Origin of the sequence: Pseudomonas siliginis, assembly GCF_019145195.1 — a bacterium.
GTDB classification, from domain to species: domain Bacteria; phylum Pseudomonadota; class Gammaproteobacteria; order Pseudomonadales; family Pseudomonadaceae; genus Aquipseudomonas; species Aquipseudomonas siliginis.
This window is the reverse complement of record NZ_JAHSTW010000012.1, coordinates 31,311-44,506: the sequence shown is the minus strand read 5'-3', so window position 1 is coordinate 44,506 and position 13,196 is coordinate 31,311. Positions and strand designations below refer to the sequence as shown.

Sequence of the window (13,196 nt, the reverse complement as noted above, 5' to 3'; positions counted from 1 at the left end):
TCAGATCGCTGAGCCGAGTTGGAAGATCGGCAGGTACATGGCCACCACCAGTCCACCGACGATGACCCCCAGTACCACCATGATGAACGGCTCCATCAGGCTGGTGAGGTTGTCGACCATGTTATCGACTTCCGCTTCATAAAAACCGGCGACCTTGTCGAGCATGTCATCCAGTGCCCCGGACTCCTCGCCGATGGCGGTCATCTGCACTGCCATGTTCGGAAACACACCGGTGCTGCGCATCGAGAAATTGAGCTGCATGCCGGTCGAGACGTCTTGCCGCACGCGCAGCACCGCGCGCTTGAACACCACATTGCCGGTGGCGCCGGCGACCGAATCCAGCGCTTCCACCAACGGTACACCCGCCGCGAAAGTGGTCGACAGGGTGCGGGCAAAGCGGGCGACGGCGGACTTGTACGTCAAGGTGCCCACCAGCGGCAGCTTCAGCAGCCAGGCATCGCGCCGGTCGCGCAGGGCCTGCGAAGTCTTCAACGCGTGTCGAGTGCCGAAAAACGCTGCCACCAGCGCAAAAAGAATCGCCCACCACCACTGCTGCATGAACTCCGACAGGCTGATGATCATCAGGGTGAAGCCCGGCAGTTCGGCGCCGAACCCGGAGAATACCGACTGGAACTGCGGCACCACTTTGACCAGCAGAATGCCGGTCACCACCGCCGCCACCAGCACCACCGCAGTAGGGTAAGTCATGGCCTTCTTGATCTTGGCCTTGAGCGCTTCGCTTTTTTCCTTATAGGTCGCGACCCGTTCGAGCAAAGTGTCGAGGGCACCGGACTGTTCGCCGGCGTCGACCAGGTTGCAGTACAACTCGTCGAAGTATTGCGGCTTCTTGCGCAGGGCCGTGGCGAAGCTGTTACCGGCGGCAACTTCCTGTTTGACCTCATCGACCAGTTTGCGCATGGCCGGGTTTTCGAAGCCTTCGCCGATGATGTCGAAGGACTGCAACAGCGGTACACCGGCCTTCATCATCGTTGCCATCTGCCGGGTGAACAGGGCGATGTCCTGCGGTTTGATGCGTTTGCCCAAGGTCAGCAGGGACGCGGATTTCTTGCGCACCTTGCCCGGGTTGATCCCCTGTTTGCGCAGTTGCGCCTTGATCAGTGCGGGGTTCTGTCCGCTCAACTCGCCGCTGACTTTACTGCCTTTGCGGTCGATGCCTTCCCAGGCGTAAACGCTGACTTTCACTGCCTTGACCGCCATGTTCAATCCTTGGTGACCCGGTTGATTTCCTCAAGGCTGGTGATGCCTTGCATCGCCTTGTGGAGCCCGGAAGTGCGCAGATCGGCGAAGCCGTCGCGGCGCATCTGAATATCGATTTCCAGCGAATTGCCTTCGGCCATGATCAACCGTTGCAGGTCCGGTGTGTTCTTTACCACTTCATAAATCCCCACGCGTCCTTTGTAACCGCCATTGCAGTGATCGCAACCGACCGGCTCGTAGATCGTGAAATGGCCGATGCGTTCCTCGGGGAAGCCTTCCTTGAGCAAGGTCTCGTGCGGGATTTCCAGCGGCCGCTTGCAGTGCGCGCACAATTTGCGCGCCAGGCGCTGGGCGATGATCAGGCTGACCGAAGTGGCAATGTTGAAACCGGGAATGCCCATGTTGTGCAGGCGCGTGAGGGTTTCCGCCGCGCTGTTGGTGTGCAGGGTCGACAGTACCAAGTGGCCGGTCTGCGCGGCCTTGATCGCGATCTCGGCGGTTTCCAGATCGCGGATCTCGCCGACCATGATCACGTCCGGGTCCTGACGCAGAAACGAGCGCAGCGCCTGGGCAAAGTCCAGCCCTTGGCGGGGATTGACGTTGACCTGGTTGATGCCTTCCATGTTGATTTCCACCGGGTCTTCGGCGGTGGAAATGTTGATGTCGACGGTGTTGAGGATATTCAGCCCGGTGTACAGCGACACGGTTTTACCGGAGCCGGTGGGGCCGGTGACCAGAATCATCCCTTGCGGCTGTTTCAGCGCGGCGAGGTACAAGGCTTTTTGTTCGGCTTCGTAACCCAGTGCGTCGATGCCCATTTGTGCACTGGACGGGTCGAGAATCCGGATCACCACTTTTTCGCCCCACAGGGTCGGCAGGGTGTTGACGCGAAAATCGATGGATTTGCTTTTTGACAGGCGCATCTTGATCCGCCCGTCCTGAGGTTTGCGCCGTTCGGAAATATCCAGACTGGCCATCACCTTCAGGCGAGCGGCAATACGCCCGGCCAACTGGATCGGCGGCTTGGCCACCTCGCGCAGCATGCCGTCGGTGCGCATGCGCACCCGATAGTTTTTTTCGTAGGGTTCGAAATGCAGGTCGGAAGAGCCGCTCTTGATCGCATCGAGCAGCATTTTGTGCACGAAGCGCACGACCGGGGCGTCGTCGGCATCGAGGCCGCCGATCACGTCCTGTTTGTTGTCATCAATGGACTCGACGTCGAGGCCGTCGAGATCGACATCGGCCATTTCTTCCAGACCCGAGGCGTGGCTGTCGAAGAACTTGTCGATGGCGTCGCTGAGTTTGTCGTCCTCGACCAGAATCGCTTCGGTGCTCAGGCCGGTGCTGAACTGGATGTCGCTGATCGCCTGCTGATTGCTCGGGTCGGAAAGGCCCACGAACAATTTGTTGCCGCGCCGCCACAAGGGCAGGGCGCAATGCTGACGAACCAGTTTTTCACTGACCAGGCCCCTCGGCTGAGTCTCCTTGTCGAGGCAGCTGAGATCGAGCAGGGCCATGCCGAAATGTTCCGAGGCGATCTCGGCGATCTGCCGGCTGTTGACCAGTTTGTTGTGTACCAGGTAATTGACCAGCGACACGCGATTGCGCTGGGCCTGCGCCCAGGATTGCCGGGCGCTTGTTTCCGTGAGCAGTTCGGCCTGGACCAATTGCTTGGCCAGACCGCTCAGAGCGATGTCATTCATGGGGATTCCGCACGCTTGCCGTTCATGACTTATAGCCTAGTCAAGTGACAGCGCCAAACACGGCCGGTGCAGGTGACAAAAAGTGTCAGATAGTGCGGTTGCGGGTTGTAGGAAACGGCGCAGAAAATTGCGCGCGCCCAGCAGGCGGGGCCTGAAAGGCGTTGGCATGGGCTGTGCTGAGCCTTGTTCAGATCATGAGATTTCGACTCATGCATGGAGCGTGTCTATGAAAAAACAACAAGGTTTCACATTGATCGAGCTGCTGATCGTCGTGGCGATCATCGGCATTCTGGCGACTATCGCTTTGCCTCAGTATTCGAAGTATCAGGCGCGGTCGAAGGTGATTGCTGGGATTGCGGAAGCATCAGCTCTTAAGGTCAATTTTGAAGACGTGATCAATGCCGGATCGACTGACCCGAGCATTACCAACGTGAACGGCGGCACAGCGGCCACGCAGAATTGCACGTTGGCGGCCTCCGGAAAAGTCGCCGATGGGACGGGTACTATTACTTGTACGCTGCTCAACGCTCCAGCGCCTGTTCTCGGCCAGACCGTAACGCTGACACGCAGTCCTACCACTGGCTGGACCTGTAAGTTTTCCGGCTCGAAAGAATATACAACTACGAGCTGCCCGGGCGTTTGACACGCACCTGCAACTTAAAAAGCTCCGCAATTGCGGAGCTTTTTATTACGCAACGGTTTTTAAAAGCTCCAATAATTTCAGCAGCTTATGAACTTTCCAAAAAACCGCAACTTGCATGTGATTTTCACGCACGTCATGCATTTTGCATGAAAATGAAAATCAGCGTTTTTCATAACTGTTTGTTTTTAAACGATTTTATGCGGTCGAAAAAGTTGGCACAGCGTTCGCAATATCTCCGGTAACCCTGCTGACAAGCGTTACAGCAGACTTCCAGTAAAAACAGGAGTTACTCGTATGAAGAAGTTCGCTATCACTGCCGCTGCTACCGCTCTGACCCTGACCATGGCTGGTGGCGCTTTCGCCCAGTCCGCTCAGGCTACCCAAGCGCCAATGGTTCTGGCTGCCGGTGAAGTTACCGAGGCTAAAGAAGCTACTTCCGACACCTGGATCACCACCAAGGTCAAAGCTGACCTGGTTACCGAAAAAGGCATTCCAGGCACCGACATCAAAGTCGAAACCAACAAGGGTGTAGTTTCCCTGTCGTCGACCACTGCGGTAACCGAGTCGCAGAAAGAAGTCGCCGTTGGCATTGCCAAGAAAATCAAAGGCGTTAAAGCGGTCTCCGCTGACGGCCTGAAAGCCGAGTAAGGCAAGACTTCTCGCCTGAACCGGGAGAAGACGCGACAGACGGGCCGAGCAATACGTCTGCCGCAACTTTAGAGTTCATGCGAACGGTCACACGGATGTGGCCATTACAGGCCCCGGCACTTGTGTCGGGGCCTGTTCTATTTGGGCGATACCAATGTGGGAGCGAGCCTGCTCGCGAATGCGTAGTGTCAGCCGACAAGTTCGTCAGTAGACAGACCGTATTCGCGAGCAGGCTCGCTCCCACAGGGTGAATTTCGTACGGCTTAATTACCGCGTTTGCTGTTGATCTGCCGCAGGCGATTACCTTCGAAGCGCAGGTACTGGTACATGCCGTTGTTCGGGCCGTAGGTCCATTCCTCGACCTGAAACTCTTCGCGGCGATTGGCACTGCGCTTGTAGCCGAGCACGTCGCGACTGACCGGCTCGCCACATTTTTGCAGCACTTCGCTGGCGCGGTCGCCGAGGCTGATCAACTGGCTGCCGCAGCGCAATGTATCCGAAGCCGACGCGTGGCCGGCGGCGCAGGTCAGAGCGAGCACAGCCAGCCAGTTACGCACGGTCATTCGGCATCCAGGTGCATTTGCGTGACCACACGGCCATCGCTTTCGGCCTCGCCGAGGTTGGCGTCGATGAAGTACACGCGGTCATCTTCGAGCTTGCCCTTGTCGACCAGGTAATCCTTGATGGTGCTGGCGCGATCCTGGCCCAACTGTCGCAACAGCACCTCGCTGCCGCTCCAGAACGCGATCACGCCTTGGCGCATTTTCGCCGTGCGTTCTTCCTTGCCCAGGTCTTTCCATTCTGCCGGTGGCTGGGTTTTCAGGCGGGTGCGGTAGATGCCTTCGAGCAACGCGCCTTTCTCGCTTTCGGGCACTTGCAGCAGCGAGGCCTGGGCCGGAACTTTGTCGCCACGGCGCTGGAGCATCTTGTAGTAGTTGTATTGGTATTCGCGTTCCAGACGTTGCTCGGCGAGCAGTGGCCCATCGCTGCTCTTCGCGGCAGTGCCTTCGATTTCCAGGCGCAGCGCCGGACGTTCCTTGAGCGCTTGCGACAGTTTCACCAGCGCCGCTTCGGCGTCTTTGCTCAGATCGCTGGAGCCCGGCGCGAAGGACACCGTGCCGAGGTCTTCGGAGCCGCCGCCACTGACCAGCCCGCCGATCATCTTGAACGGCGCGGCGGCGGCTTTGACGATGAGGTTGCGCAGGGTCTGCCAGACGATGGGCATGACGCTGAACTGTGGATTATTCAGGTCGCCGGTCACTGGCAATTCGATGGAGATCTTGCCGTCGACGTCCTTGAGCAGGGCGATCGCCAGTTTCAGCGGCAGACTCACTGCATCAGGGCTGTCGACCTTCTCGCCCAGTTGCAACTGCTCGACGACGACTTTGTTCTCGGCTTTCAGTTGGCCTTTGGTGATCAGATAGTGCAGATCAAGGTTGAGCCGGCCCTTGCGGATGCGGTAGCCGGCGAATTTGCCGGAGTAGGGCGTCAGGGTTGTCAGTTCGACGCGCTTGAAACTGGTGGCGATATCGAGGCTGGCCATCGGGTCAAACGGATTGACCGCACCCTTGATGGTCACCGGCGCATAACGGTCGACCTTGCCTTTGATGTCGACGCTGGCCGGTTTTGCCTGGCGACTGTCGATGGTACCGATCTGGCCGTTGAGCTGTTGCACGGCGGTGGCAAAATTCGGCGTCAGGCTGAAGTCGGCGAAGTTGGCCGAGCCGTCGTTGATCGCAATCGCACCGATGTGAATGCCCAGTGGTTTGTCCTTGCTAGCCGGTTTGGCTCCGGCAGGTTTGGCGCCGCTGTCGGCTGGTTGCGGGATCAGTAGGTCGTCGACGTTGGTGGTGCGGTCGTCGTTGATCATGAAACGCACATACGGCTGCAACAGGTTGACCTTGTCGATCGACAGGCTGTCGCCGTGCTGATAGTTGATGCCGTCGACCACGACTTGCTGCCATTTGAGGAAGTCGCGGGTCTTCAGCGTATCGAGGGTGTGCAGTTGATCGATCTGCGCGCGACCGGTGACGCTGAGGGCCAGTGGCTCGGTGCTTTTCAGGTTGACCTTGAGGTCACTGCCGAGCATGCCGCTGCGCAGTTCCAGGCGAATGAACGGGTTGATGTAGGACTGCGCGACACGCAAGTCGACGTCCTCGGTTTTCACGTTGAGCTGTGCGTTGACCGGGGCCAGATTGACCGTGCCGTCGGCGCTGATCTTGCCTTGCTTGCCCAGACCGCTGTCGAGCTTGAGCTTGAAAGGCGAGCCGTTGAGGCTGTCGAAATCCTGCAGGTCGACGTTCAGCGGGGTGATGTCCAGCGCCACCGCCGGTTGCGCCGAGCGGTCGGCGAGATGGACCGTGTAGTTGCGCAGTTGCACATCTTTGACTAGCACCTGCCATGGCTTGCTCGGGGCGCTTGGTTCAGGTTTCGGCGAGTCGGCGGCGGCAGGTGTTTCCGCCGGTTCGGCAGCGGCTTTGGCCGCCGGTTTCGACGGTTGGCTGGCGAACAGCTTCTGCCAGTCCAGTTGGCCGTCGGCTTCCAGCGCCGCCCAGGTTTCCAGTTTGTTGCTGCGGATCTTGCCAACCACCACTTGCTGCTTGGCCAGGTCCAGCGAGGTGTCGCTGACGTCGAGGCGTTCGAGCCTGGCCAGTGGACGTCCGTCCGGGGCCTTGATGGCGAACGGCGCAATGCTCACCGCGACGTTGCTCAGCAGCAGTTCGGTCTGTTTCGACAGGTTGAGTTTGTACTCGGTGCTGAGGCTGACCACGCCGTTTTCCAGCACCAGCGGCACGGCATCACGCACGTATGGCCAGAAGGATTTCATCTGGCCATCGGTGACTTTCAGGGTGCCTTCGGAGGTGAACGGGATCAGGCTGAAATTGCCCGTCCAGTCGATCCGCCCGCCAGCGGGGCCGATGGCGACGAGGGTCATGTCGGCGCTGTCCTCGGGCAGAGTGCTGAGGTTTTTCAGCTCGAAACTGAGGTCGTTATAGAGAAATTCGATCGGCTCGCTGGGCCGCATATCCTCGAAATGCACCACGCCGCCGGCCAGTTTGATGTTGTCGATACGCAGCGGGAATGGCTTGGCGTCGGGATCGGCGGGTGTCGGCTCGCTCGGCGGCACGTTGAACAGGCCCAGCAGGTTGAGCTTGCCGTCCTTGGCGAAGAGGATTTCGCTTTTGGGTTTGTCCAGTTCGATGTCGGACAGGTGCAGCGCTTTGGTCCACAGGCTGTCGATTTGCAGGTTGGCATAGAGGCGGTCGAAGCCGACCTGCTCCTTGCCCGGCTCGCCGATCACCAGGCCCCACAGGGTGACCTCAAGGCTGAAGGGGTTGAGTTCGATGCGCTGCAGATGCGCCGGCACCGTCGCGTAATTGGCCAGTTGCTGGTTGGCCACGCGCAAGGCAATGCCCGGCAGGATCAGAAACCCCAGCAGGCTGTAGAGGGCCAGGGCTGTCAGCAGTGCGCCAATCGCGCGAATCAATCCTTTGGGCATGTGCGGCTTCATCTGTCTGAATCGGAGTGCCTTGGAGTATGGCACGCGATTCTGGTTCCGAAGTGCTTGATGTGGGACAGGATTGTTCAGAAATTTCTGTAGGAATAGATCTCCCAGGTGGGAGCGAGCCTGCTCGCGAATGCGCTGGTTCAGTGAAAAACAAGTCGACTGACACTGCGCTTTCGCGAGCAGGCTCGCTCCCACAGGGGAATGTAATCGCTCATGCTTGAGGGATTAGAGCTGCAAAATCAGTGTCTTCAACGGTGGCTGCTGGTCCCGCGAGGGGAAGTCGGCACCCGGGGTCATCACGCTCCATTCGCGCACCGGGCGGCCGGCCTTTTCGGCGCAGCGCAGCACTTGTTCGCGCCAGTCGTCCATGCTGACTTTCGCCAGGTTATTGCAGCAGATCAGTACGCCATTGTCGGCGGTGGTCAGCAGGGCCGGTTTGAGCAGGCTTTGATAATCGCGTAGCAGGTCGACCGTGCCAAATGCGCTTTTGGCCCACGCCGGCGGATCGAGCAGGACCAGATCGTATTGGCGCTGTTCGAGGCGCTGATAGCTCGGCAGCTTCTGCCCGCGTCGCACGCTGATCGGCAGGCCGGCGAGTTGGCGGATTGCCGGGAAGTAATCGGACTGAATGAATTGCATCTCCGGCAGTTGCGGGTTGAGCAATCCATTCTCGCGACCGACCGCAAGATTGCCCTCGGCAAAGTCCAGGTTGCACACCTCGCGCGCACCGCCGGCCGCCGCACTGAGGCCAACACCACAGGTGTAGGCGAACAGGTTGAGCACGCTTTTGCCTTGCGCGTGATCCTTGACCCAGCCACGGGTGTTGCGCAGGTCGAGGAACAGCAGCGGATCCTGCCCGGCATGACGCCCGCGCACGCGGTAGTTCAGGCGCCATTCATGCCCGACCAGATCCGCCAGTGCGGCGTCATCGGCTTTATAGATGCTGTCCTCGCGATCGATCCGCGAGTTGCCACGGGAGCGGTCGTTGTAGACCAGCAGGCTGTCGAAGCCCAGGGTCTGGTTGACCATGGCGTGCAGTTGCAGCAGGTCGTCACGTTCGAGCGTCTGGTGAAAACTCTGCACCAGCAGTTGCGGGCCGTAGCGGTCGATGGTCAGGCCGCCGGCACCTTCCTGGCTGCCGTGGAACAGCCGATAGCAATCGGTGCCCTGGCTGTGCAGCGCAGCGAGCAGGTCCTGGCGTTGATCGAGGGCGGCGCGCAGCGCCTGATTCAAGGAAGACATGCGGGCGCCTTGCTGAAAAAACGCGAAGCTTAGCAGTCGGGGAGCTACAAGCGGCAAGTTTCTAGCTGCAAGCTAAAAGCGAAAAGCTGCGCGGACCGCTTCAGCTTGCAGCTTGTAGCTAGAAACTTGCAGCTCTCAAGTATTGAGCCGCTTGTCGACGAGGTCCTGCACCACACTCGGATCAGCCAGGGTCGAAGTATCGCCCAGACTGTCGAGCTCATTGCAGGCAATCTTGCGCAGAATACGCCGCATGATCTTGCCCGAACGGGTCTTTGGCAGCGCCGGCGCCCACTGGATCAGGTCCGGTTTGGCGAAGCTGCCGATCTCCTTGCTGACATGCGCCAGCAGGTCTTTCTTCAGCTCTTCGTTGGCCTCGGTGCCGTTCATTGGCGTCACGAACGCGTAGATGCCCTGGCCTTTGACGTCGTGGGGATAACCGACCACGGCGGCCTCGGCGATGCTGTCGTGCAGCACCAGTGCGCTCTCCACTTCGGCGGTGCCGATGCGGTGCCCGGAGACGTTGATCACGTCGTCGATGCGTCCGGTGATCCAGTAATCGCCGTCCTCGTCACGGCGGGCGCCGTCGCCGGTGAAGTAATAGCCGGGATAGGGCTTGAAGTAGGTGTCGATCATCCGCTGCGGATCGCCGTAGACGCTGCGAATCTGCGCCGGCCAGCTCGATTTGATCGCCAGCATGCCACTGCCGGCGCCTTTGATTTCCTTGCCGACTTCGTCCAGCAACACCGGTTGCACGCCAAACATCGGTTGCGTCGCGCAGCCGGGTTTGATCCGTTGCGCGCTGACCAGCGGGCTGAGCATGATGCCGCCGGTTTCGGTCTGCCACCAGGTGTCGACGATCGGGCAGCGCTGTTCACCGACGGCATTGAAATACCATTCCCACGCTTCCGGGTTGATCGGCTCACCGACGCTGCCGAGCAATCTGAGGCTGGCGCGCGACGTTTCCTTCAATGGTCCGGCGCCTTCGCGCATCAGCGCGCGCAGGGCGGTGGGTGCGGTGTAGAAAATGTTGACCTTGTGCTTGTCGATGACCTGCCAGAAGCGCGAACTGCTCGGGTAGCTCGGCACGCCTTCGAACATCAGTGTGGTCGCACCGTTGGCCAGCGGCCCGTAGACGATGTAACTGTGGCCGGTGACCCAGCCGACGTCGGCGGTGCACCAGAACACTTCGCCGTCGCGGTAGTCGAGCACATATTTGAAGGTCATCGCCGCTTGCAGCAGATAGCCGCCGGTGGTGTGCAGCACGCCTTTGGGTTTGCCGGTGCTGCCGGAGGTGTAGAGGATGAACAGCGGATCTTCGGCGTCCATCGGTTCCGGCGGGCAGTCGTCGCTGACCTCGCGCACGGCCTGGTGATACCAAAGGTCACGGCCTTTGACCCAATCGACTTGGCCCTGAGTGCGCTCGACGACCACCACGGTGCTGACGTTCGGGCAACTTTGCAGGGCTTTGTCGACGTTGTTTTTCAGCGGCACGAAGCGGCCGCCGCGCACGCCTTCATCGGCGGTGATCACGGTACGGCAGTCGGCGTCGAGAATTCGATCACGCAGGGAATCCGGGGAAAATCCGCCGAACACCACCGAATGAATCGCGCCGATTCGCGCGCAGGCGAGCATGGCGTAGGCGGCTTCGGGGATCATCGGCATGTAGATGCACACCCGGTCGCCTTTCTTCACGCCACGGCTTTTCAGCACGTTGGCCAAACGGCAGACGTGGTGATGGAGTTTGTTGTAAGTGATCTGCGCCGACTCAGCTGGGTCGTCGCCTTCCCAGAGCAGGGCGGTCTGTTCGCCGCGTTGCTTGAGGTGACGGTCGATGCAGTTGTAACTGACGTTGAGCTTGCCGCCGGCAAACCAGGCGGCTTCTCCGGTTTTCAGGTCATAGCGCTGAACGGTCTGCCACGGCGTGCTCCAATCGAGGAAACGCGTGGCCTGCTCGGCCCAGAAGGCGCTGGGGTGTTCAATCGATTCGCGGTACAGGCGCCGATACTCGTCCTGGCTCAACTGAGCGGCCTGGCGCACGGCATCGGCTTTGGGGAACGTGCTGATATCGAACATGACGGTTCCTTATTCTTGTGGTGCGACACGAATAAAGATGCGCCGAGCGCTGCACAGGTTCAAGTCATGCGCCAAAACAACTGTGGGAGCGAGCCTGTTTGCGAAGGCGGAGTGTCAGTCAACGAAGGTGTTGAATGACGAACCGCTTTCGCGAGCAGGCTCGCTCCCACAGGGGAACAGCGTTGTGCCGGAAGGCTTTTATCAGCCGCGATGGCGCCCGCGGAAGTAGTTGATCAAGCCTTGAGTCGAGGCATCGTCAGCCACGGTCTCGTCGCTACCGACCAGACGGTTGTAGACGCCTTTGCCCAATTCCTTGCCCAGTTCCACACCCCACTGGTCGAAGGCGTTGATGCCCCAGACCACGCTTTGCACGAACACTTTGTGCTCATACATCGCAACCAGCGCGCCGAGGCGACGCGGGCTGATGCGTTCGACCACCAAGGTGTTGCTCGGACGATTGCCCGGGATCACCTTGTGCGGCGCGAGTTTGCGCACGTCGTCTTCGTCCATGCCTTTGTCGCGCAGTTCGGCTTCGGCTTCCGGCAGGGTCTTGCCGAGCATCAGCGCCTGGCTCTGCGACAGGCAGTTGGCGTACAGCCACTGGTGGTGGTCGGAAACCGGGTTGAAGCTGACGATCGGCACGATGAAGTCGGCCGGGATCAGTTGGGTGCCCTGATGCAGCAGCTGGTGATAAGCGTGCTGACCATTGCAGCCGACGCCGCCCCAGATCACCGGGCCGGTATCGGTCGACACCGAGGTGCCGTCCTGACGCACGCTCTTGCCGTTGGACTCCATGTCCAGCTGTTGCAAGTGCTTGGTGATGTTGCGCAGGTAGTGGTCATACGGCAGGATCGCGTGGCTCTGCGCACCCCAGAAGTTGCCGTACCAGACGCCGAGCAGGGCCAGCAGCACCGGCATGTTCTGTTCGAACGGCGCGGTCTGGAAATGCTGGTCCATGGTGTAGGCACCGGACAGCAGTTCCTTGAAGTTGGACATGCCGATGGCCAGCGCGATCGGCAAACCGATGGCCGACCACAGCGAGTAACGCCCGCCGACCCAGTCCCACATCGGGAAGATGTTTTCTTCGCGAATCCCGAAAGCCACAGCGGCGGCGTTGTTGCTCGACACAGCTATGAAGTGGCGATACAGCTCGGCTTCCGAGCCGCCCTGCGCCAGGTACCAGGCGCGTGCGGCCTGCGCGTTCTTCAGGGTTTCGAGAGTGTTGAACGACTTCGACGAAACGATGAACAGCGTGGTCTCGGCGCGCAGTTTCTGCGTCAGCTCGTGGAATTCGCTGCCGTCGATGTTTGCCAGATAGTGGCAACGTACGCCTTTCTGCGCGTAGGACAGCAGTGCTTCGGACACCAGCTCAGGGCCGAGGAACGAGCCGCCGATGCCAATGTTGACCACGTCGGTGATCGGCTTCTCGGTGTAACCGCGCCACAAGCCATCGTGAATGCGGCCGACCAGATCGGTGATCTGGTTCAGCACCTTGTGCACTTCCGGCATCACGTTGACGCCGTTGACCGACAATTTGTCGCCGACCGGGCGGCGCAGGGCGGTGTGCAGTGCCGGGCGGCCTTCGGAGGCGTTGACGATTTCGCCGTCGAACAACGCTTTGATCGCGCCCTTCAGATCGACTTCATTGGCCAGGCCCACGAGCAGATTGCGGGTCTCGGCGTTGATCAAATTCTTCGAATAATCGAGAAACAGACCGCAGCTGCTGAGGGTGAACTGATTGAAACGCTGCGGATCGGCGTTGAAGGCTTCGCGCATGCTGAAATCCTGCATGGCTTGGCGGTGATCTTTCAACGCTTGCCAGGCGGGCAGAGCGGTAACGTCGTGAGGAGTGCGGTAGTACGCCATCGCTGCGGTTTTCCTTTTTACTTGAACGGCCTTTTGAACACGGTACAGATCAACCACGGGTTTTTAGCGCATGGGATCAACTGCGTCGACACGAGATCTGGACACAGGGCGAATACAGTAAACCTCGCGCTGCGTTCTGTCTTGACTTTGTCTGACCAGATCCCTGTACTTTTTTAACATTCGCAGAGGAATCTGGCCGACAAACGGAGGTGCCCGGAAGACTTTCGCCCAACCGGAATGCACCGAAAACACTTGTGGGAGCGAGCCTACTCGCGAAGGCGTAGTGTCAGGCAAC

9 protein-coding genes are annotated in these 13,196 nt (G+C 59.8%); 2 read left to right on the top strand and 7 right to left on the bottom strand.

Annotated features, from left to right (window positions below):
- Together KVG87_RS22790 and pilB are read right to left on the bottom strand one after the other, a co-directional pair.
- Positions 1-1,218 (bottom strand): type II secretion system F family protein, encoded by a 1,218-nt coding sequence (locus KVG87_RS22790; RefSeq protein WP_217852702.1) that lies wholly within the window; start codon positions 1,216-1,218, stop codon positions 1-3.
- Between the two features lie 2 nt (positions 1,219-1,220).
- On the bottom strand, positions 1,221-2,921 hold the full coding sequence (gene pilB, locus KVG87_RS22785) for a type IV-A pilus assembly ATPase PilB (RefSeq protein ID WP_073475466.1): 1,701 nt from the start codon (positions 2,919-2,921) through the stop codon (positions 1,221-1,223).
- Between the two features lie 226 nt (positions 2,922-3,147).
- On the opposite strand from pilB, the gene KVG87_RS22780 reads away from it, so the two are divergent.
- Complete coding sequence (locus tag KVG87_RS22780; RefSeq protein WP_217852700.1) at positions 3,148-3,564, top strand: pilin; 417 nt, start codon at positions 3,148-3,150, stop codon at positions 3,562-3,564.
- 294 nt (positions 3,565-3,858) lie between these two features.
- A complete protein-coding gene (locus KVG87_RS22775; protein WP_217852698.1) occupies positions 3,859-4,212 on the top strand; it encodes a BON domain-containing protein in 354 nt (117 codons plus the stop codon).
- Positions 4,213-4,475: 263 nt separating this feature from the next.
- Here the strand turns inward: KVG87_RS22775 and KVG87_RS22770 are convergent, their stop codons facing one another.
- The 5 genes from KVG87_RS22770 to pgi all read right to left on the bottom strand — a co-directional run bounded on the left by KVG87_RS22770 (position 4,476) and on the right by pgi (position 12,901).
- Positions 4,476-4,775, bottom strand: coding sequence for a DUF2845 domain-containing protein (locus KVG87_RS22770; RefSeq protein ID WP_039761633.1), 300 nt, complete (start codon positions 4,773-4,775; stop codon positions 4,476-4,478).
- The gene (locus KVG87_RS22765) at positions 4,772-7,723 is read right to left on the bottom strand and encodes a DUF748 domain-containing protein (protein WP_217852696.1); all 2,952 of its coding nucleotides are present in this window, start codon (positions 7,721-7,723) and stop codon (positions 4,772-4,774) included. Before KVG87_RS22765 ends, KVG87_RS22770 begins: the two co-directional genes overlap by 4 nt.
- Positions 7,724-7,945: 222 nt before the next feature.
- On the bottom strand, positions 7,946-8,962 hold the full coding sequence (locus KVG87_RS22760; RefSeq protein WP_076564142.1) for a class I SAM-dependent rRNA methyltransferase: 1,017 nt from the start codon (positions 8,960-8,962) through the stop codon (positions 7,946-7,948).
- A gap of 135 nt (positions 8,963-9,097) precedes the next feature.
- Positions 9,098-11,035, bottom strand: coding sequence for an acetate--CoA ligase (acs, locus tag KVG87_RS22755; RefSeq protein ID WP_217852694.1), 1,938 nt, complete (start codon positions 11,033-11,035; stop codon positions 9,098-9,100).
- Positions 11,036-11,236: 201 nt separating this feature from the next.
- Complete coding sequence (gene pgi, locus KVG87_RS22750; protein WP_076564140.1) at positions 11,237-12,901, bottom strand: glucose-6-phosphate isomerase; 1,665 nt, start codon at positions 12,899-12,901, stop codon at positions 11,237-11,239.
- Positions 12,902-13,196 lie beyond the last annotated feature (295 nt).

Excerpts from the sequence above, each read along its gene's own strand:
- KVG87_RS22790 (WP_217852702.1), bottom strand. The coding sequence starts at position 1,218 with ATGGCGGTCAAGGCAGTGAAAGTCAGCGTTTACGCCTGGGAAGGCATC.
- KVG87_RS22780 (WP_217852700.1), top strand. The coding sequence starts at position 3,148 with ATGAAAAAACAACAAGGTTTCACATTGATCGAGCTGCTGATCGTCGTG.
- KVG87_RS22765 (WP_217852696.1), bottom strand. The coding sequence starts at position 7,723 with ATGAAGCCGCACATGCCCAAAGGATTGATTCGCGCGATTGGCGCACTG.
- KVG87_RS22770 (WP_039761633.1), bottom strand. The coding sequence starts at position 4,775 with ATGACCGTGCGTAACTGGCTGGCTGTGCTCGCTCTGACCTGCGCCGCC.
- pgi (WP_076564140.1), bottom strand. The coding sequence starts at position 12,901 with ATGGCGTACTACCGCACTCCTCACGACGTTACCGCTCTGCCCGCCTGG.
- acs (WP_217852694.1), bottom strand. The coding sequence starts at position 11,035 with ATGTTCGATATCAGCACGTTCCCCAAAGCCGATGCCGTGCGCCAGGCC.
- KVG87_RS22775 (WP_217852698.1), top strand. The coding sequence starts at position 3,859 with ATGAAGAAGTTCGCTATCACTGCCGCTGCTACCGCTCTGACCCTGACC.
- KVG87_RS22760 (WP_076564142.1), bottom strand. The coding sequence starts at position 8,962 with ATGTCTTCCTTGAATCAGGCGCTGCGCGCCGCCCTCGATCAACGCCAG.
- pilB (WP_073475466.1), bottom strand. The coding sequence starts at position 2,921 with ATGAATGACATCGCTCTGAGCGGTCTGGCCAAGCAATTGGTCCAGGCC.